The 21,628-nt window shown below is 37.7% G+C and carries 17 protein-coding genes; 13 read left to right on the top strand and 4 right to left on the bottom strand.

The genetic code is table 11. The annotated features are described in order from the left end of the window. Window positions 1–139 precede the first annotated feature (139 nt). Together A6754_RS16970 and A6754_RS22490 are read right to left on the bottom strand one after the other, a co-directional pair. Window positions 140–4,921, bottom strand: a complete 4,782-nt coding sequence (locus A6754_RS16970) for a PDDEXK-like endonuclease domain-containing protein (protein ID WP_156495815.1) — start codon at window positions 4,919–4,921, stop codon at window positions 140–142. Between the two features lie 460 nt (window positions 4,922–5,381). After that, complete coding sequence (locus A6754_RS22490; protein ID WP_257298365.1) at window positions 5,382–6,431, bottom strand: thermonuclease family protein; 1,050 nt, start codon at window positions 6,429–6,431, stop codon at window positions 5,382–5,384. Window positions 6,432–6,705: 274 nt separating this feature from the next. On the opposite strand from A6754_RS22490, the gene A6754_RS16960 reads away from it, so the two are divergent. Next, window positions 6,706–7,107 carry a (deoxy)nucleoside triphosphate pyrophosphohydrolase gene (locus tag A6754_RS16960; protein WP_066448510.1) on the top strand — a complete coding sequence of 134 codons (402 nt, stop codon included), beginning with the start codon at window positions 6,706–6,708 and terminating at the stop codon, window positions 7,105–7,107. Between the two features lie 306 nt (window positions 7,108–7,413). Here A6754_RS16960 and A6754_RS22485 read toward each other — a convergent pair. After that, a protein-coding gene (locus A6754_RS22485) for an IS3 family transposase (protein ID WP_371806967.1) occupies window positions 7,414–8,567 on the bottom strand; the annotation gives its coding sequence in 2 pieces (ribosomal slippage) (window positions 7,414–8,315 and window positions 8,315–8,567; 1,155 coding nt in all). Window positions 8,568–8,680: 113 nt separating this feature from the next. On the opposite strand from A6754_RS22485, the gene A6754_RS16945 reads away from it, so the two are divergent. From A6754_RS16945 to A6754_RS16895, 12 genes are all read left to right on the top strand, one after another. Continuing rightward, complete coding sequence (locus tag A6754_RS16945; protein ID WP_066448502.1) at window positions 8,681–11,569, top strand: DEAD/DEAH box helicase; 2,889 nt, start codon at window positions 8,681–8,683, stop codon at window positions 11,567–11,569. 62 nt (window positions 11,570–11,631) lie between these two features. Beyond that, window positions 11,632–11,958 (top strand): nucleoside triphosphate pyrophosphohydrolase, encoded by a 327-nt coding sequence (locus tag A6754_RS16940; protein ID WP_066448498.1) that lies wholly within the window; start codon window positions 11,632–11,634, stop codon window positions 11,956–11,958. Continuing rightward, window positions 11,951–14,392 (top strand): DEAD/DEAH box helicase family protein, encoded by a 2,442-nt coding sequence (locus tag A6754_RS16935; protein WP_066448495.1) that lies wholly within the window; start codon window positions 11,951–11,953, stop codon window positions 14,390–14,392. The genes A6754_RS16940 and A6754_RS16935 overlap by 8 nt, the downstream gene beginning before the upstream one ends. Before the next feature lie 312 nt (window positions 14,393–14,704). Next, window positions 14,705–15,667: an HNH endonuclease gene (locus tag A6754_RS16930; protein WP_066448493.1), complete on the top strand. Its 963-nt coding sequence runs from the start codon at window positions 14,705–14,707 to the stop codon at window positions 15,665–15,667. Between the two features lie 59 nt (window positions 15,668–15,726). Beyond that, window positions 15,727–15,849 (top strand): hypothetical protein, encoded by a 123-nt coding sequence (locus A6754_RS23255; RefSeq protein WP_257298358.1) that lies wholly within the window; start codon window positions 15,727–15,729, stop codon window positions 15,847–15,849. A 302-nt stretch (window positions 15,850–16,151) separates the two neighbouring features. Continuing rightward, window positions 16,152–16,820 (top strand): 7-cyano-7-deazaguanine synthase QueC, encoded by a 669-nt coding sequence (gene queC / locus A6754_RS16925; RefSeq protein ID WP_066448490.1) that lies wholly within the window; start codon window positions 16,152–16,154, stop codon window positions 16,818–16,820. Further along, window positions 16,810–17,295, top strand: a complete 486-nt coding sequence (gene queD / locus A6754_RS16920; protein WP_066448485.1) for a 6-carboxytetrahydropterin synthase QueD — start codon at window positions 16,810–16,812, stop codon at window positions 17,293–17,295. Before queC ends, queD begins: the two co-directional genes overlap by 11 nt. After that, the gene (queE, locus tag A6754_RS16915; protein WP_066448481.1) at window positions 17,292–18,008 is read left to right on the top strand and encodes a 7-carboxy-7-deazaguanine synthase QueE; all 717 of its coding nucleotides are present in this window, start codon (window positions 17,292–17,294) and stop codon (window positions 18,006–18,008) included. Before queD ends, queE begins: the two co-directional genes overlap by 4 nt. Before the next feature lie 139 nt (window positions 18,009–18,147). Further along, complete coding sequence (locus A6754_RS16910; RefSeq protein ID WP_066448478.1) at window positions 18,148–19,125, top strand: NAD(P)-dependent alcohol dehydrogenase; 978 nt, start codon at window positions 18,148–18,150, stop codon at window positions 19,123–19,125. 116 nt (window positions 19,126–19,241) lie between these two features. Then, complete coding sequence (locus tag A6754_RS16905) at window positions 19,242–19,466, top strand: hypothetical protein (RefSeq protein WP_066448475.1); 225 nt, start codon at window positions 19,242–19,244, stop codon at window positions 19,464–19,466. Between the two features lie 183 nt (window positions 19,467–19,649). Continuing rightward, entirely contained in the window at window positions 19,650–20,309 is a 660-nt protein-coding gene (locus A6754_RS16900) for a suppressor of fused domain protein (protein ID WP_066448471.1), read from the top strand. Between the two features lie 56 nt (window positions 20,310–20,365). Next, window positions 20,366–21,112, top strand: a complete 747-nt coding sequence (locus A6754_RS16895) for an SDR family NAD(P)-dependent oxidoreductase (RefSeq protein ID WP_066448466.1) — start codon at window positions 20,366–20,368, stop codon at window positions 21,110–21,112. Window positions 21,113–21,364: 252 nt separating this feature from the next. Here A6754_RS16895 and A6754_RS22830 read toward each other — a convergent pair whose 3' ends face one another. Beyond that, window positions 21,365–21,529: a hypothetical protein gene (locus A6754_RS22830; RefSeq protein ID WP_156495813.1), complete on the bottom strand. Its 165-nt coding sequence runs from the start codon at window positions 21,527–21,529 to the stop codon at window positions 21,365–21,367. Window positions 21,530–21,628: the final 99 nt, after the last annotated feature.

Here is a 21,628-nt window from a genome sequence, read left to right as displayed (position 1 = left end):
TCATATTTCATATTATCTTACGGAGGAGGGCGGGAAAAGATTCGGTTTTTTAAGTTAATACAGAAATATTGCATAGGTAAAAAAATACCCCAAAAGGTAGAAGGACTCGCTCACTCTAACCTTTGGGGCAAATAACGTATTAATCTCGGTAAGAAGTAAACCAAGCAGGCTGTCTATTGGTTGATTTACTGCCATTATAAGCGTATGTGAAGGCAATTCCATCTTTACGCAGGTCGTCGATCATACTCGAAAGTTCCTGACCTCCAATTAACCAAAGAGCACCTTGTTTATCCCTCATATCAACAACCTCAAGTCCTTTGCTGATTAAGAATTGTTTAAGGTTGGCTTTTGGAGATAACTCGGCTTTCACTGTATCTTGTACAGGATTAATAACTGTACTATTTTCTTCGGTTGCAGATTCAATTGTAGTTGCTGGAATGCGCTCAACCACAGTGATAACTTCTTCCATTGAGGCAGCTATACTCGATTTTGTTTCTTCCATAGCGGCAATTGGATCAACATCAGAAAAACTTGCAGATGAAGATTCATTTTCTTCTATAGTAGCTGCTTCGCTTTCAGTTATAGAAGACTTAGTTTCCTTTTCATATCCAATTGGCTCAATTTCATAATATTTCAATGTATCCCATAAGGAAGACAGGGCTTTCTCTGGATCGTAATAGTAATCACTGCCTCTTACTCTCCAGAATTTCCAGCCGCATCTTTCAAGGATTCTTTGGCGATTCATATCATAATTGTATTGGTCCGGACCATGCCATTGATCTCCGTCACATTCAACAGCAATTCTGCCTTTATCTCCTTCAACAACCATATCAATTCGATAGTTGGCCACTTCATGCTGTGGGATAACTCTGTAGCCTCTTGCTGTAATTTGATCAAACACAGAACGTTCAAAGTCGCTTTCACAAAGAGCACGGTTGGATTCCAATATTTCTTTTGCTGGGTTTTCACAGTAAGAAATGAGTTGGTATCTTAAGCATTCTTTATTGCGGAAATCGTTGACACTTGGCGTATGGTAAAGCCAGAGTTGATCTTTGGCACGGCTGACTGCAACATTAAATCTTCTTTTATCCTTTTCCGTTGTGACAGCTCTCATAGCCGTTTGTCCAGGAGCAGCTACCATACTCAGGAACATAATATCTCGTTCGTCACCTTGGAATGCATATGCATCACCGCAAATGATGTTTCTTTTCTCAATTTCTTCTGTTCCAATTTCGTCAACTAATAATCGTTCAATTAATTGTGCTTGTCCTTCACTCTGTAAAGAGATGACCCCAATGGATTTATCTTTATATAGCGGATCTTTAATACATGACTTAATTTGTGAAACAATCGCTTCTGCTTCAGGCTGATTAAATACTTTTGATCCAGCACCTTCTCTATAGCCGGTTGGCACATGCACGGTTCTGACCGGTTCCAGACGGTTAGGCGGGTATTGTCTTAATGGAATCAGGGGTGTATTGGTATAACTGATTCTGTTTGAGAATTCAATGATTTCCGGCATACATCTAAAATGTTCCCGTAAAGTAATACGGCCGCCAAAGAGCACATTAGCAAGATCAAAGAATGAGTTTTCGATGTCCAGCATGTCTGCCAATTTAAAGTCATTTAAATATTGGCTGCGTAGATACTGAATGTCTTCACGTTTAATCCCTACATACTCAGGACTAATTTGCTTATCATCTCCAACGACAATCAGCTTTTTAGCAATATACTGAAGAATGACAGCATCTGGACCAGATTGACTTGCCTCGTCAATAATGACAACATCAAATAAGTTTGGCTTCACATCAAAGGTTTCAAACACACGGTAAAGAGGCATGATCCAGGCTGGAATTGCATCACGGCATTCTGACATATGTTTTTGCGCATCGCGCAGATGAACATGTGCATTTTTACCTGTTCCTTTTCCAACTTTCCGCATCGAAGTTGTCCAGGCAAGCAAATGCTGTCGCTGACCCTCTGTCATGGTGCTCAATGTGGAATACCATGCTTTATGTGCACCTAAGTCTGTAATGGTTTTGTGAATTTGCGCTTCTATCTCATTCAGACCCTTTAATAATTCCGTTTCACTGCTTTTAGAAAAATGAATGAGCCATGAATTCACTTTTGCCCAGTTCATTGCATTTTCTAAAACAGTAAATCTCTCAGTCCATATTTGTGCATCAAATGAATGAAGAAGGTCTGCATAAACTTGAGGCAGAATGGCTTTAAATCTCTGTAAAAGCTTGTCACATCGCAAACTCATTTTTCCGTACTGATCAAGTTCAACCACTTTTGTAATGCTATCCTTGTAGTTTACAATATCTCGATTCAAAACTGCGTTTATTAGCTGATCGACCAGTATATGTTTTTCATTTTGATCAACGGAGCGCTGTACCTTTTCAATCAGCTGCTGGAACATATCTCGAATTGCCTTTAGCTCTTCATTTAATGAAATGGCTTTTAAGAAAGACAATATAGCCGTTACATTCTTCTCACGAAGAGGCTGATCCATAATAAATGGTATGTCTGTGTACTCTTGCTTGATTTGATCAATGTGCCCCTTCGCTGCCAGCAGCAGTTTAAATGGCTCAATGATGTCTTCTATATTCGCCATATTTAAAGAACGTGATTGAGCTAGAGTCATCTGAACCTTAAGATGATCAAGGATCATCATTTCCATCTTTTTAAGTGTATGATCCACTCTAACCGTTTCTTCTAATAGACTGACAGACTCGAGTGTGTCACACTTGCGTCCATCAATGCGAACATCTTTCACAATATACCATGCATCTTTTACTGCTTTTGGACGCATCATAGGCAGGCCCATACCTTTACCTTCTTTTAAGTGAGCATGCAGCATGGATACATCTGCAAATAATTGTGAAAGCGGGGTTTCACCAATTCCATGTATTTCAGCTAAGCTATGTTTGGCTGCCAAGTCTTTAACGGACCCAATTGACTGGATCATTTGATTATAAAACTCTTCCCAAGGTCTGAATTTTGAATTCTCCAGGTCATCTATAGCAGTAAATACCCACTCACCATTTAATCGATTAAGCCCTGTGTATACCGCTGATAATTCATGCAGTGTTTGACTTAATGATTCTCGTTTTTCTGAAGTTAAAATGGATAACTGATTATATTCTTCGCTATGAACTTGTCCATATTCTTTTAATTCATCTAATATAACCTTTTCTCGGTTTGCATTTTGAGTAAGAACTTCTTCGTTTTCTAAAACCTCAACAGGTGGAAAAGAGGATTGAATCTGCTCTTGCACATTGTCATCCAAAACCTGCAGCAAGTTAAGCAGTTCAGTCAATTCAGCTTGCGATAGCGGGCACTGAGCATCCATTGCTAGCGTATCTTTTAACCAGCTATAGCGATCGCGCTCTCTCCTAATCTGGTCAGCGATTGTTTGGGCTGTACCCTTATATGCGCCATTTAGGAAATGGTGTTCAAATGTGTCCTTTTCGCGAATAGATCTGAGCTGATGGCGAGTGGATGCTTCCTTTTCTTTCAGTGATTTTAGTTGAGCCGTAAGTCTGGTAATTTCAGATTGAACAAAATCACTATCCCATGTATCCCGATTGTTTGAAATAATTTGCACAACCTTCTCTAAATCTTTAAACGATTTTGTATCGGCTCCTAACAAACTTACGCAAAGATCTTGCAGGTCACTTGGAATTTTATCTTTTAGTACTTTCAAAGCGCGTGCCGTTTCACTTGTAATTAGCACTCTTTGACCAGAGGAAAGAAGATGAGAAATCAAATTGGCTATCGTATGACTTTTCCCAGTTCCGGGAGGACCTTGAACAAGGACACCGTTTCGAGTTTCAAGATTAGAAATGATCTTTCGCTGCTCATCATTCGCTTCAAGCGGAAAATAAACAGTTTGATCCTCCATCTCAAAATTGGCAGAACCTTCAGCTGATAAACCTGCAGAATCCTGATAATCATCCATTTCCTCGAAAATTCTCTTAATCCCGAATGGTATAGCGTCAGCAGATTCTTTCACATTTTCAATAATCTTTGAGCAAGCTTGCTGGAAACCCTTTTCTGTTTTCTTTCTAAGAATCAGAGCTGGGCTGTATAGAATGTCAGGCTGCTTTGGACTATCTTTTTTATTGTTTAATTCTGCTTCCTTATAAGTCCCATTAGCAGATAGTGAAAATACAAATGATCTGCAAATAGAATCAATCAGCTCTTTATTCCAGAAATCCATTTGTAATTCTTCAAGTATGTCCTGAATCGACTTTAATGCAGTATTATCAAGGCGATTCTCGAGTTCAAGCATATCTTGCTCCAGTTCAGCCTTTACGCCTTCAGATGTTGGAAGCACCCTGATCAAGCCATTGTTTGAATCAAATTCAAATGAACAAGAAGTCGTTAAAATATGACGGTGCACAAGCTGGTCATCTGGCGCCTTCCAATTTAACAGACCAGCGCAAGCGATCAATTCATACTGTTCACCAAGCTTTTTTTGCTTTTGATAAACCGAGAATAATTTAGTATAAATGTTTTGAACCTTTTCATACCGTATATATTCTTCTTTCCATGGCTGCCATAGATCAAACATGTAAGTATCATAATTTCGCTGAATATCCGGAAAGTCACTCAAATAAAGATATTGATCCTCACTATCAGAAGTATCATCATCCTCATAATCTGGATTCGTGATTCTGTCCAGCAAGCTTGGTTCAGGATCAATGTTCTCAGGCTTATATGAAGGAGAGATCCAATCACTTAGTGAAATTGGAATAGAAGGAAATTCGGGTCTTACCGGTTTCTTAATTTCAATCCATATATCCTTAGCAGTACTAGTCAGTGGAGAAATACAATCTTTATCATCTGGAATTTCATTGAGGAATACATAATTTTCGTAGTTTTGAATATCCCGAATCAAAGGTGTCTTTAACAATGACAACTCTCTTAAGTAAGTAAATAATCGAACTGTTTTATCTATCTGTAAAGCAGAAGAATCCACAATACCATCCTTCCTATAAATCGCTATATTTTTACAAAAACTGCCTAATACAAATGTATATTATATCATGGGAAAAATGAAATGAATTTATGGGATTGTTTCCAAAAAAGTCTTTTTTATGTGAAGATTTACAGGGGAGTGAGGAATGGTAATGAAGAAGGTATATGATTAAGTGGTTAAGACAGTAATTTTATGTTAAAACAATATAAGAATTTAAAAACTTAAATTACACTGATCTAATTAATTTAAATATACACTTTTTAAAATTGTAATGTTATTAGCAGAGATAATCGCTACCATCATTAGCTGTTTAGAAAAATAGAGGCCAGAACAATAAGTGGTCTGATAATACAAAAAATAGCCATTCCAATCGGAGTGGCTATTCCCTATTCTATTATCTTTTCGGAGCTCTATACCCAGCAGCTTCCGCTTCTTCAACCGAGCAAAACCATACTTCGGCTTTTGTTCGATCATAATAAGTACTTCCAGGCACATGGTAAATGCCGCTTTGATTCCCTTTAATATCACATGCTGGAGCTGGTTCAGATTCAGTTGTAGTAGTTTCTTGAGTTTTTGGTGGTTCTACAGTTTTAGTGGCAGCCACTTCTTTTTGATCCAAATCACCTTTCGTTGTTCCGCTCTCACCGTAAGCCCACAAACCAGTACCTTGATTCCGAGCTTCACGAGCAAACTTTACAAACTGTTCACTATATTTTACGTCTGGAGGATAGGTAGAAGGCTCTGCATATCCATTTAGAACTAAATCAGCATTGAACATTTTTGTTTTAATTTCATTTTCATCCATAACGTTAGAAGGAAGTTCCATCCAAATGATCCGTAATAACCGGTTATATCGATCTGCTTCAGAAACATCCTTTTGCAGCCAAACTTCTTTTCCTTCAAGCTTAGACTTTGTATAATCGCTAGCTTCCTTACCGTACTTTTCAGTTCGAGTTGTTGACTCAGGCGTGTTGACACCAATCAAACGAACCTTACTTCCGTCTGATAGCTCAACTGTATCTCCATCAACCACACGAGAAATGGTTGCAGCAACTAAACCCATTTCCTCTGCAGCTGCCAGTTTTTGTTCTTCAGCCTTCTTTAATGCTTCCTGTTCAGCTTTTTCCTCGGCTTTTTTCTGTTCTTCCAGTTTAGCCTTTTCTTCAGCTTCTTTTTGCGCTATAGCTTCTTCTTCCTGCGCTAATTTTTCTTCTTCTGTTAATTCAGCACTTTCTACTTCTTCACTTGTTTCTTTTACAGGGGTTGAAGCTTGTTCTGTTGAACTAACTCCCATAGAAAGACCAACAATCATTAAAATAAAACCAGAAGCAATTAGAGTTAGGAAGTTTTTCTTAGCAAACCTCTTTTTAATAAGAGTAATAACCAAGTAAAGGAACGAACCCAAAAACAAAAAAAGACCTAATAAAAATAACAGTATATCCACTGTTATAACCCCCTCAATATTATCAATGTAGCATATGAATTTTATATGATGTGTTAGGGTTTGACTATACATTCGACATAATTAGACATTTGGTATATTTTAGAGGGGAATAAATAGAAAAAGGACCGCTCAAAAGAGAGGCTAGGTTTAGTTATTTTCTCTATAAACTTCAACTAAACATTTTTTTCAACACTATAACAACCATTAATATTTAAGTTATAATATAATCATTTAAACTTAATGTCAGAGCAAGCTTTATTTACAAGGAGGACCCATGAAAAAAAACATCCATGTTGTCGGTGCAATCATTATCGATAACGATAAAATTCTATGCGCACAAAGAGGCCCAGGGAAAGCTCTTCCTTATAAATGGGAATTTCCAGGTGGGAAAATTGAGGAGGGAGAATCTCCACAAGAGGCATTAAAACGAGAAATTAGAGAAGAAATGAATTGTAAAATTGAAATAGGAGAGCAGGTCGATCATACGGTGTATGAGTATGACTTCGGAATTGTTCATCTAACGACCTTCAGTTGTAAATTGGTCGAAGGAAAACCGGTGCTAACCGAACATGTTTCAATTGAATGGTTATCAGCGAATGAACTTACTTCACTTGATTGGGCACCTGCAGATATCCCAGCAGTCGAAAAATTATCTGGTACTTTAAATATTAAATAAAATAGAGACAAAGAAGCTACTCACAATTTGTGAATAGCTTCTTTTGTTATAAAAATAAATTGCATCCAAAAAATATGGGTATTAAAATTAATATATGGATCTGAGTCAAATTTTTGGACACAAATAAGTTAACATTTTTTGAACACTTGCCTCAATTATAGTGGGTTGGCCATGACGCTTGACATGGAGCCTCTGCGGGCATATGTTCCCTGCCGAGAAGCCAGATGTCACAACATCGGCATCGCCAGACGAGGCTATCATGCCCGCCACTCCATGTAAAGCGGGTGCACAATCTCAAGTTAGAGATTAAGCGACATGCCGAATGCTGTACTCTACCTCTTGTGGTGTTCGATAGCCGATGCTGCTATGAATTCTTTTGCGATTGTACCAGCCTTCAATGTATTGAAATAGAGCCATTTTGGCTGAATTATAATCTAAGTATCTGACACGGTGGACTTCTTCTTTCTTTAAAATGGCATGAAATGATTCAATACAAGCATTATCGTATGGGCAACCTTTTTGACTGAATGACTGCTTCATGCCTCTTGATAGAACAATATTTGAGAACTCTTCACTTGTGTATTGAGATCCTAAATCCGTGTGGATAATGAGTCCTTCCTTCGGGTTTTGAGTTTCATATGCATTATCTAATGCATGAATCACCAAGTCTGTTGTCATTGTGCGTGAAAATGAATATCCAACAATCTTTTTAGAATGTAAATCCAGCACAGAAGCTAAATAGCACCAACCATCTCTAAGTGTATGGATATACGTAATATCTGCCACCCATTTCTCGTTAATGGTTGTAGTAGAAAAGTCCCTGTTTAATAGGTTATCACGTTCTTCCACCTTACATTTACTTGAATATGGGCGATATTTCTGCTGAATAATGGATCTGATACCTGCCTTAGTCATTAAACGCTGCACTCTTTTTAGGCTCACTAAATAACCTTCTTTTTGAAGGATCTTATGAATCTTTGGAGCCCCATAACGCTGTTTACTTTCTGCGTGAATTTCAATAATTCTTTTGGTTAGCTCTTTATTTTCACGTTCACGATTAGACTCAACAGCTTCAAAAGATTGATAATACGTACTCCTTGGGATTTCTAATACATCACATAGAGTTTGAACAGCATATTGATCCTTATGTTGTTCAATGATGGTGGATAGCTCAGTAATGCTTACTTTCTCGCGAATATGGCCATAGCCTTTTTTAAGATTTCGTTTTCCTCTTGAAGACCGCGCATCTGCTTTTTTAACTGGATGAAGTCATCCGTCGTAACAGAAGTCCCATCCTCCAAGTTCATAGGAGTGAACCTCTTAATCCATTTGTAAATGGTTACTTCAGATACGCCATATTCGCTACTTAAATCTTTTACTGCACTACCTGAGCTATAAAGATCAACCACCATTTTTTTGAATTCTTCATTAAATTTTTTGCTTACATTTTGGTTACCCATAAAGGACACATCCTTTCATTTACATTTTAGTCAAATATGGAAAAACTTAACTAAGATGTGTCCATGAAACTATACTAGCATCAATATATAAATGGTAAACGAATGGAGATTATATGGATAATTTGATTCAAAGCTTAGAAGCATCATTGCATAAGGGATTTATAGATAAACAATTTAATAAATCTGGTGGTTATAAACCAAAGCTATTAGTAAATAATTTTAAGAAAAATGAAAACGTTCTTTCGACATTACTGGAAGAACTTGATCAAAGTAAATCCTTCATTTTTTCTGTAGCTTTTATTACAGAAAGCGGTCTTGCTACACTTAAATCACATTTTCTTGATCTTCACCGAAAAGGTGTAAAAGGCCGTATTCTAACCTCGACATTTCTACAATTTAATCAGCCTAAAGTGTTCAGGGAACTAATGAAGATCAAAAATGTAGAAGTGAGATTAACAGACTTAAAAGGCTTTCACTCGAAAGGCTACATTTTTAACCATGATACCCATTATTCACTTATTGTAGGCAGCTCTAATTTAACTGCACATGCATTAAAGATTAATTATGAGTGGAATGTAAAATTAACATCACTTGAAAACGGCGAAATTGTTCATCACTTTAAAAGCCAATTTGAAGAAGTATGGGAGCAGTCAAAGATTCTAACAGAAGAATGGATTGAGGAATACGAAAAGACATTTTCTCAGACTGTTGAAAACAGAGAGTTAGAAAAAGTTATAGAAATGCCTACCCCATATCAGACGAATGCGATTGAAGAGTCACTAAATATTGCTCCGAATAAGATGCAGCAAGCAGCACTGCAACAAATCGAATCAGTCAGAGCAGCAGGTAATGATAAGGGATTAATTATTTCGGCAACTGGAACAGGAAAAACCTATCTTTCTGCTTTTGATGTGAGGCGTTTTGCTCCTAAGCGTTTGCTTTTTATTGTACATAGAGAGCAAATCTTAAACAAGGCGAAATCAGACTTTAAAAAAATTCTAGGTGGAATAGACGAAGACTTTGGGATCTTATCGGGATCGAATAAGCAAATAAATGCTAAGTACTTATTTGCGACCATTCAAACGATTTCTAAACAAGATACTTTAAATGAATTTGATCCACAGGAATTTGACTATATTCTAATAGATGAAGTGCATAAAGCGGGTGCCCAATCGTATCGAAAGGTGATTGATTACTTCCAACCGAAATTTTTTATGGGCATGACTGCCACGCCTGAACGTTCAGATGACTTCAATATTTACGAACTATTTGATTACAACATTGCCTATGAAATTCGATTACAAGAAGCACTTGAAGAAGATATGCTCTGTCCTTTTCACTATTTTGGTGTTACGGATCTTGATATAAATGGAGAAAATGTGGATGATGCAACCATTTTAACGAAGCTTGTCAATGAGGAACGTGTTAAGCATATTATCGAGAAGATTGAGTATTATGGTTTTTCTGGTGAAGAGGTAAAAGGACTTATATTTTGTAGTCGTAAAAAAGAAGCAGAAGAATTATCAGCAGCCTTGAATGATAGAGGGTTACGAACAGTTGCGTTAACGGGCGATGATTCTCAAGAAGAGAGATCCCTTCAAGTTAATCGCTTAGAAAATGGTCAATTGGACTATATATTAACTGTAGATATTTTTAATGAGGGAATTGATATCCCCTGCATCAATCAGGTTGTGATGTTAAGACAAACTCAATCTAGTATTATATTCATTCAGCAGCTTGGCCGCGGACTTCGTAAACATAAGACAAAGGATTTTGTGACGATAATTGATTTTATAGGTAACTACAAAAATAACTATATAATTCCAATTGCTTTATCTGGAGATAAATCGCAAAACAAAGATAATATCCGCCGACATACGAAGGATACAAGCTATATCAAAGGTGTATCAACGATCAATTTTGAAGAGGTCGCAAAAAAGCGGATATTCAGTGCAATAAACAACAGTAATCTGACAACACTTAAAATCTTAAAGGATGCCTTTACTGAGTTGAAAAATAGACTTGGGAGAACACCATCCCTTTATGATTTTATTGAGCATCATTCTATCGATCCTGTGGTCATTGTTGATAAATATTCTAACTACTATCAGTTTTTATTAAAAATGAAAGAAGAAGTACCAGCTATTACAAATTATGAAGATAAAGTTTTAACAATGCTTTCAATAGAGCTGTTGAACGGAAAGCGTAAGCACGAAATTGTATTGTTGGATTTGCTAATGCAGCACGGCAAGGGAGAGCAAGAGGAATTAATAAATCGTTTAACTAAAGAAGGTTGCAAAATTGATGAAGATACAATTGCATCAGTCAAAAGCATATTTGATTTGTCATTTTTTACGCAAGTCTTTAAGAAGAAATATGGGGACAAGCCAATTGTCACTTTGAAGGATAATTGCTTTTTGTTTAATGAAGAGATCCGTGAAAGTCTTGTAGGGAATCCTTACTTTAAAACAATGGTAATGGACTTATTATTATGTGCAAAAGAAAAAAGTGAAAAATACGATTGCGTTCATTCTCTTACATTGTATGAAAAGTATTCAAGGAAGGATGTTTGTAAACTATTGAATTGGCATAATGACGAAAGCGGCACTATATTTGGATACAAAACCAAACACAGGACGTGTCCCATATTTATTACCTATCATAAAAAAGATGAAATTGAATCGAGCGTAAACTATGGTGATGAGCTTCTAAGTCAGGATGTACTTAAATGGTATACACGTAGCAACCGAACAGTAAATTCAGAAGAAGTGAAAACAATCATTAATGCAGAAGAAAATAATATTGATCTCCATATCTTTGTCAAAAAAGATGACGATGAAGGCACCGACTTCTATTATCTAGGCAAAGCGAAGCCTGTTAAGAATACGGTTCAGCAAGATGTGATGAAAGATGGTAAACCTGTTGTTCATATGAATATGGTTATGGAAGATACTATTGACCAGAATCTATATAGTTATATTGTTGAAGGTAATGAGATTTAAGCCGTAATTAATTTATAATTTTAACTGTATAATACGTAAATATTCTATTGGAGGTTTAAGGAATGCCAACCTACTACAAACTTGTCAGAGACCACATCCCAGAGATCATTGAAAAGACTGGTAAAAAGTTTACGACGAAGATATTAAATAGTACAGAATATATAGAAGAACTTAAGAAAAAGAGCTTTGAGGAACTTGAAGAGTATGTGAATGCAACAAATAAAGAAGAGGCGATTGAAGAATTAGCAGATGTTCTTGAAATTATCCGAGCTCTAGCAGATTACCATGACATTTCTTTTGAGAGGCTTGAAGAGGTTCGACAAGAAAAAGCTAATAAGCGAGGCGGTTTTAAAGAGAGAATTTTCTTAATCGAGGTTGAAGATGAGTGATGTTCAATTAATTACAAACCAGCTTGGTAAATACTTATTAAAGCAGATTGAGACAGCCTCTACTATTTGTATATTGACTTCGTTTACGATGAAGTCAGGTGTTGAATATTTGTCTAATGCATTAAAGGTAGCTGCTGAGCGTGGAGCAGATATTAAGATTTGTACAGGGAATTATTTGTTCATTACACAACCTGATGCACTTGAAGCTTTATTGTCCATTCATGAAAATATTATGATCCGTTTCTGGAAAAGCAATGGGAGTTCGTTTCATCCAAAAGCCTACCTTTTTAATACAAATGACCAAGAAAGTGTTATTGTTGGTTCATCCAATTTATCACTTTCTGCTTTAAGTCATGGTGTAGAATGGAATCTATCGGTAAGTAATCATACTGATACTTATAATGAGGCATTACAACAATTCTTACATATCTTCTATGCCGAACACACTGTCTCCTTAAATAGAGAAACGCTGAAAGAATATCGGTATGAATATGAGGAATACCATAAGAAGCATCCGGATCTAGCAAAAGAGTGGACGAAAACAGAGGAGCAGGATTTAATGCTTCCCTCCGAAATAGATAATAACTTTGAAATGCAAGCAGAGCTAGTTAACGAAAATAAAGAATCATATAGTGTAATTCAGCCGCGTTTTGCACAAATTGAAGCATTAGAAGAGCTGAATAAAACGCTAGATGAGGGATATAATCGGGCTCTTGTTGTCATGGCAACTGGACTTGGAAAAACATATTTAGCGGGTTTTTTTGCTCAACATTTTAAAAGAATCCTTTTCATTGCACATCGAGAGGAGATTCTAAATCAGGCAAAACATTCTTTTAAAAAAATTATGCCTGATAGGTCGTATGGAATTTATAATGGCAAGCAAAAAGAAAGCAACAATAATATAATATTTGCCTCAATTTATACGCTTAGTATGATGCCGCATCTGCAGGTGTTTGGGCCAGATGAATTTGATCTAATTATTGTGGATGAATTTCACCATGCAGCTGCTGCATCTTATAATAGGGTACTCGACTATTTTCAGCCAAAATTTCTTTTAGGTATTACGGCCACTCCAGACAGAAATGACAATAAAGATGTCTATGCAATATGTAATGGAAATGTTGCCTTTCGATTAGATTTTCTTGATGCGATCGAAAGAAAATGGCTTTCTCCATTTAAATATTATGGTGTATACGATGATACGGATTACAGTCAAATTACTTGGCTTGGTAATCGTTATGATGAGGAAGAACTATTGCAGGTTCAGATCCATGATAAAATGGCAGAGAAAGTTCTTAAGGCTTGGCTGGAGAAAAAACAGTCAAAAACAATTGGCTTATGTTCCTCTATTCGGCAGGCCAATTTTTTATCTAATTACTTTAACAAAAGCGGCTTTAAAACAGTGGCTCTCCATTCAAAGCAAATGGAAGTAGGAAGACAGGATGCGATTAAACAGCTTGAGGATGGAAAGTTAGATGTCATCTTCACAGTAGACCTCTTTAATGAAGGGGTCGACATACCAGCTGTAGATACACTATTATTTGTTCGTCCAACTGAATCGTTAACTGTCTTCACACAGCAAATTGGTCGTGGTCTCCGACTGCATAGTGGAAAAAGTCATTGCAATATCATTGATATGATTGGCAACTATCGTAATGCTGATATTAAGCTAAGCTTGTTTGACATTACAGAAAAAGACACAAAAAGAACATTCGAGCCTATGCTGCCAGAATTGTGTGAAATCAACCTTGAGGTAAAGGTTGTTAATTTATTGAAAGAAATGATTAGAAAAAAACAGCCTAGAAAAGAAAAACTATATCAGGATTATAAAGATTTAAAACTTGAATTGGGAAGAAGACCAAGTTATTTAGAATTACATTTAAAAGGGGCATCAGACTCAGTCCAATATCGTCAGGAGTTTAAATCCTATCATGGATTCCTATCCTGGGCTAAAGAATTAAGTGAAGCAGAGGAAAGAGTGTTTGAACGATATAAATATTGGTTTATAGAAGCAGAAAAAACAGGAATGGCCAAGAGCTATAAAATGGTCGTGCTGCTTGCTATGCTGGACAGAGGAATTGGTCATTGGTACGAGAGCATAACACCTGAAGAGGTTGCACCCTTCTTTTATCAATATTTAATGGAAAAAGAATACCGAAAACATATTGATTTCTCAGACAAAGCTTCTAAAAAACTCTGGGAATATGATAAACCGGGACTTAGCAGCCTAATTTCTAAAATGCCTATGTCTAAATGGAGCGGTAATTCGAAAGGATTAATAAGTTTTGACAATGAAGTATTTAAGTTGGAGTTTGAAGTACACAAAATGGATGAAGAAATACTCTACAATTGGACAAGACATATTTGTGAATATAGGTTGCATTATCATTTTGAGAGGAAAGAGCGTCTTGGTGGTTCGTTACTATCGCCATAGAGGTATTCATAAGCAAAAAAACATATACCTTAACATTTATTTAATTTGATAATGGCTATTGATTGCTTAATTTTACTTTCATCTTTATTAGACTTTTTTATCACTATAAAATTTTTTATATAAAATCAACTTCAAAACGCTTCTCTAAATACGAGCAAGCGTTTTTTGCATTACAATCGCAATCTAAATAACGTCATTAAATCATGGGTAATTCTAACTATAAATTGAAAATAATGATAAAATATATAGTAATAATATTGTTCAAATGAACTTTTTTAAAAATCTTGTTACTAGATTAAACGAGGTGATACTATGAAAATCCTACAAAACTATAAATCATTTTTTAAAATGCCTAATCCAGTGAAGATTACTGGTCGAAGCTCTAGTATTACGAATGCCTTTGTTAATGGAATTATTCCATGTATTGAACCATCTGAAACAGAAATTAAGGAAGTTCTTAGTATGTTAGGTATGACGGAATCGATAAGGTGCTCATATTGTGGAGACTCTTTTTCAGAGTGGGATCATTTTAGACCTTTAATTCATAAGAGAAGGCCAACCGGGTATATATCCGAGATTAATAACCTGGTTCCTTCATGTGGGAAATGCAATCAATCCAAAGGAAATAAATATTGGAAAGATTGGATCCAAAGTGACGCCCCACTATCCCCTAAAACCCGCAATGTCAGTCATTTAGATCAGATTATTGCTAGACTAGAAAATTATGAGGCTTGGAGTAAGCCAATAATGATTAACTTTGAGGAAGTTATTGATAAAGAATTATGGGAAGAACATTGGGCAAACTGGGAAAACCTTCTTAATTATATGAAAAAGAGTCAATTGTTATCAGATCGGATTCAAGAGACATTAAAACAAAGTGTACAACCCGGTGCATCGACTATTACATATATAAAGCCTCCAACTGAGCAGAGGGATATACCATTATTAGAAGAGAAAGTCGTAAGAAAAATAGGAGTAATTGTAAGAGATGAGTTAATTGATATTCTGGTTAGTAACCAGTTGCCATTAGAAAAAATACAGCTATTACAAACTTCAAAATACTCTAAACAACAATTAAATCTAAATTTTCCGATGTTATTAGAAGTAGACGAAACAAAAGATCTACAACTACAAAAACTAGATGCAAGAGGATATAGTAGATACTATAAAAAACCCATAAGAATTTATGGGAAGTTGTATTTCCTGTGTTCTCAATGGTATGAAAATAGTAGAGCTCACCTTTTGCGTTGGATTGAATGGAATAAGGTAAGGTAGGAATTAAGTTTTTAATTGCTGTTTAACAATTGAAGTATTTAATCGCAAGGAGGTCCACCATGAAAAGAGTTCCAATAGAAGAAATCAGAAAGAACCCAGAAAAGTTCAATAAAGAGCTGCTAAAGCGAGTCAAAGACAGAAGAAAGCCTCAACTCAAGCTTATTATTGGCGGTAAAAAGTAAGTACTTATAAATAACCGTATTTCTGTTGATAGATCAGAATATACGGTTATTTTTATATAAGAAATCTAGCATTACTGCTGTGTTGTTCCTTAATTTTGCCTGGTAAAAAAGAATCGTACAGCCCATAATAATTCATTTCAACTTAATCTTATGTTACGATACCAATATAAAATCTAATCCAAATCCGCTTTTCAAACAGCGGTAGAGGTTCTAGCACCCCTCTCTAAAAAAACTAAGATGAAGCAGCACTTCGATCTTGGGGTGCTGTTTTTTCTTGTGTTTTAAGGAAGGGGAGTATTTACATGTTAAGAGATGAAAAAGCAATTGTCGTTTTTAGCGGCGGGCAGGATAGTACAACTTGTTTGTTTTGGGCTTTAGAGACGTTTAAAGAGGTTGAGGTTGTTACGTTTAATTATAATCAGCGCCATAAGGAAGAGATTGAGTGTGCGAAGCGGATTGCAGAGGAGCTAGAGGTGAAGCGTCACCTGTTAGACATGCAGCTGTTGAATCAATTAGCTCCAAATGCGCTGACAAGAGATGATATTGAGATTAAAGAGGGAGAAGATGGGGAGCTGCCATCGACGTTTGTTCCTGGGCGTAATTTGATTTTCCTTTCGTTTGCAGCGGTTTTGGCGAGTCAGGTGAAGGCGAAGCATATTATCACGGGTGTATGTGAAACGGATTTTAGCGGATATCCGGATTGCCGGGATGCGTTTATTAAGTCGCTGAATGTGACGATCAATTTGTCGATGGATCAGCAGTTTGTGATTCATACGCCGTTGATGTGGCTGGATAAGGCGGAAACATGGAAGCTAGCGGATGATTTAGGTGCATTAGAGTTTGTTCGTGAGAAGACGCTCACCTGTTATGAAGGAGTTATTGGCGATGGCTGCGGTGAATGCCCGGCATGTAAGCTAAGAAGAAATGGTTTGGAGAAGTATTTAGAAGGAGCTGCTGCACATGACAGATAATTTTTTTGGCTTTCGAATCGTGGAGAAGCTTCAGAAGCTGGATGAAGATATAAAGAAAAGTGATTTAAAGTATCATCACAAGCGCGTTCTTGTCAGCAAGGAATTTACGTTTGATGCGGCCCATCATCTTCATTGCTATGAGGGGAAATGCAAGAATCTGCACGGGCATACATACAAAGTTGTGTTTGGCATTAGTGGTTTTGTTGATGAGGTTGGTCTTGTGATTGATTTTGGGGATATCAAAGAGATCTGGAAAGAGGAGATTGAGATTTATCTGGATCATCGTTACCTGAATGAGACGCTGCCTAAAATGAATACAACAGCAGAGAACATGGTTGTATGGATTTATGAAAAAATGGTGGAATCCTTGAATAAGAGATCGAATCAATATAAGGATTCAGTAGTTGAATTTGTGCGTTTATATGAAACACCTACGAGTTTTGCAGAGGTTAGACGGGAGTGGATGGAAGCTTGAGTAAGGTGCCAGTAATGGAGATTTTTGGACCGACGATTCAGGGAGAAGGAATGGTGATCGGCCAGAAGACGATGTTTGTAAGAACAGCCGGCTGTGATTATTCTTGTTCGTGGTGTGATTCTGCTTTTACATGGGATGGGTCGGGGAAAGATCTCATCCAGCAGATGGAGGCAGAGGAAATTTGGGAAGAGCTTGTAATGCATGGTGGAGATGGCTTTTCTTTTGTGACCATATCAGGCGGCAACCCGGCATTGCTAAAAAATCTTAGTTATTTAATCCAGCTATTAAAATCGAAGAATATTAAAATTGGGCTGGAAACACAGGGCAGTAAGTGGCAGGACTGGTTTATGGAGATTGACGAGTTAACACTCTCTCCCAAACCGCCGAGTTCTGGGATGACAACAGATTTTAATATGCTGGATACCATAATCGGAAAGCTTCAGGCAACAAACACAAGTTTAAAAGTGGTTGTGTTTGATGATGAAGATTATCTTTATGCCAAGAACGTGCATCTTCGGTACCCTGAAGTGCCGTTTTTCCTGCAGGTTGGAAACAGTGATAATCAAACGGCCGACAACCAGCAGCTGTTGGCTCAATTAATAGAGAAATATGAGTGGCTGATTGATAAAGCGATGGTGGATGACGAGCTGAAGGATGTTAAGGTGCTTCCGCAGCTTCATACGTATATCTGGGGCAATAAGCGGGGCGTGTAATTATATTTTTCAGGAAAGAGATACTTCTGCGGGAGTATCTTTTTTTCATATTCGAGATATTAGCATTATGAGATCTTAATACATCGGTATTTATTTTCTCCGATTAGAATAATGTAAAAAGGACTAGGAGGAGAGCGAGATGAAGGCGATTGTTTCGGATAGGTATGGCAGGGCAGATAGTCTTACAGTAAGGGAAGTGGCTATTCCCAGTCTTGAGCGCAATCAAGTGCTTGTAAAGGTTCATGCATCATCCATCAATTTTGGAAATCTTGTACTATTAACAGGCAAGCCGCTGCCTGCCCGTCTTGCATTTGGGCTTTTGAAGCCGAAGTACAGAATTCCAGGCGGGGATGTAGCAGGTATTGTTGAAGCTGTTGGTGAGAATGTGACTGGTTTTCAGATTGGCGATGAAGTGTTTGGAGATTTGTCCACCAGCGGCTGGGGTGCTTTTGCAGAATATGCAGCTGCCAATGAAACATCCTTGGCTTTGAAGCCCAGCAATCTGACATTTGCCGAAGCGGCCGCAGTGCCGATGGCAGGGGCAACAGCACTACAGGCGATCAGGGACAGTGGAGAGTTAGCTGCTGGTATGAAAGTGCTGCTTCATGGAGCTTCAGGGGGAGTTGGAACCTTTGCCATTCAAATTGCGAAAGTGTATGGTGCTGAAGTAACCACTGTCGTGAGTACTCGAAATACAGAGATGGCAAGAACCTTAGGTGCTGACCATGTCATTGACTATCAAAAGGAAACCATAGAGAAGCATGATCAAACCTATGATGTTATTTTTGGTGTGAATGGCGCACAACCTCTTTCCACTTATAGCAGGTTATTAAAAGAGAATGGACAATTTATCCACGTTGGAGGGGAAAGCAGCCAGATGTATCAAACGCTCCTAAAGGGCTCATGGTTATCCATGGTTGGGAAAAAGAAATACAGCACATTTATGCACAGAACAAAGCAGGAGGATTTATTTTTTCTTAAAGAACTAATAGAAACGGAGAAAATACGGCCGATTATTGATCGGGAGTATTCCCTGCAAGAGGTTCCAAAGGCCATTCAGTACTTTGAAAAAGGTCGTTCTCAGGGGAAAGTCATTATTTCTGTTTTAAATGAATGAAAAGCTATGTTTGTTTTGTTGTACTTAAAAAGTGCAAAGTATCTACGTTCACAACTAAACGATACAGGCACCCATTTTTTCGATTTCAATATGATGAATTTGAAGGAGTGATGACGATGCCGTGGCAACAAAAAATTAGTTATTTGATCGGCCAGTCTGTTGGTATTTCAATGGCCAACGGACAGGGAACTTCAGGTATTCTGTGCGGTACATCTAATGGAAAGCTGCTTGTGATTGAATATTTGTATCAAGCACAATTCGCCTTAAAGCAGTACGATTTTTATATGATTCAGGATATTAATGGATTTCCAGTTTGTCAGAACCAGCAGCCCTTATATTAATGAAGCGTCCCTTCTATCGAGGGATTTTTTTGTTTACTGTGCAAAAGAATTAAATCTTTATTAACTCTTAGGAATTCCCGCAAACACTTTTATGAAGTCTCTCTTTTTAAATTTGCAAACAATTTTGTTATCCTTAAATGGAAAAGAACTGCCTAGAGGATAGAGAAGGGAGGCGGATATTTAATGGACATAGAAGAATATAAAACTCGAGCAGAACAGCAGGAGGATTGGGCACCAGGCTGGGAAGCGATTGATATGGTGTTTGATCAGCTTTATGATAATCAAAACCCGGCTCATTATGGAACAGAATTACATAAGCGGGCGATGTTCGGCGGTGATCAGTATTTGGACGGGTTTAGTATCTATGAATCTCGTAATGGCTACAAACACATTCTGACATATGGAATGAGTGAGCTGTATGTGAACGAGGAAGCGTTCGGCGGAGAATGGAGCGGCTGGGGATATGAGATGACGTTCAAGCTGCAAGCTGAATCGGCGGAAGAGTGTTTGTGGGCCTGTGATATGTTGGCCAATCTTGCCCGCTATACGTATACACAGCAGCGATTTTTTGAACCATCGCAATTTGTGGCAGGCAATGGAACGTCTATTCATTACGAAGTGGAATCTGACATCACGGCATTGCTGGTGGTCAATGATACAGAGGCTGAGGGAATCGATTCGGTACATGGCAGAGTAGAGTTTCTGCAAGTAGTTGGCATTACAGAACGAGAACTAGAGCTGCTGAAAGAGGATTTTACATTGGCGGCAAAGCTTGTTGAAGAGATGAAGAAGGATAATCCATATTTGGTGACGGATATGGGGCGGAAGAAATCTTACTTATAGAAGTAATTTCAATAAAAATTGGTTATTAACGATACATAGGGAAGGAGAGTTTTATCATGACAGAACTAGTAAGACGCTTTGAAAATAAGGTTGCACTTGTAACAGGCGGGCGTTCGGGGATTGGGCAGGCAATTGCACGCCGTTTGCGTGACGAAGGAGCAACCGTGATTACGGCGCAGCGCGGGGAGGACAAGGAATTTGACTGGATTTCAGCTGATTTTTTTGATCCTGAAACGCCAGAGCGGATTATCGAAGAGGTAATCGCAAGGACAGGACAGCTTGATGTGCTGATCAATAATGCGGGGATGATGCAGGAGGCAGCGATTGAGGAAATGAGTCTGGAGAATTGGCAAAGAAATCTTACGTTGAATCTGACGGCTCCTTTTCTCATGATCCGGGCGGCATTGCCTTATCTCCGGAAGACGAAAGGCAGTATCGTCAACACCGGATCTGTTGAGGGATTGGCTTCTAATCCGCTGCATGCTGCTTATGGTGCCACTAAAGCTGGACTTCATGGACTGACACGTGCCGTTGCTGTGGACCATGGGCATGAAGGGATACGCTGCAATGCGGTAGCACCAGGCTGGATCGATACGGATTTGAATCTTGATTTAATTGCAAACATGCCTGATCCCGATGCGTTTCAACATAACATTGGGCGAATTCATCCAATTGGCCGCACAGGTTCTCCAGAAGAAGTGGCAGCACTTGTGGCCTTTCTTGCGGCTGAAGAGTCAGGGTTTATTACTGGACAGATCTATCCAGTTGATGGCGGCAGAATGTCCAAGCTGAGTCTGCCATAAATGATGTAATGGAAAAAAACGCTCGCTGAAAGCCAGAATGATTCATGGTTGCTTTCAGGAGCGTTTTTTAAAAAATAAGGAAGTTTTTGAGTGAGAAGGAAAATGGGTGAGAAAAGATAGATGATGCAATACAAGCAGGTTTAGTTATCGGTAGAGAATGCTGTTACTAGTTCAACAGCTGGTGTTTGAGGAAAGTTTTTTTTCCTCATTAGGCAAAAAAAAAGCTGGCAGCCACCAACTTGTTTATAAAACTTATATCTTTTTTACATGCCACTTATGAGACGGAATCGTATTCTGATTTAGCCTTTTTGCCATGTCGTCAGCTTCCGAGTAGTCTTCAAAGGTTTTGCTCGATTGGCTGTTTGAATTCTTTAAATGTTCTGTTGTTCCGCTAATGTTACGTATTAAAACGAACATTGGATCAACTCCTTTTATCCTTATAAATTTAAGGATATGTTAAGCCTAACATAATTCGCGGTAAAATTATAGGAAAATTAGGAAACTTATTCAAATTTT

The organism is Cytobacillus gottheilii, from assembly GCF_001636345.1.
GTDB classification, from domain to species: domain Bacteria; phylum Bacillota; class Bacilli; order Bacillales; family Cytobacillaceae; genus Cytobacillus; species Cytobacillus gottheilii.
Note: the sequence above shows the minus strand (reverse complement) of the source record. Positions and strands in the feature narration are given on the sequence as shown.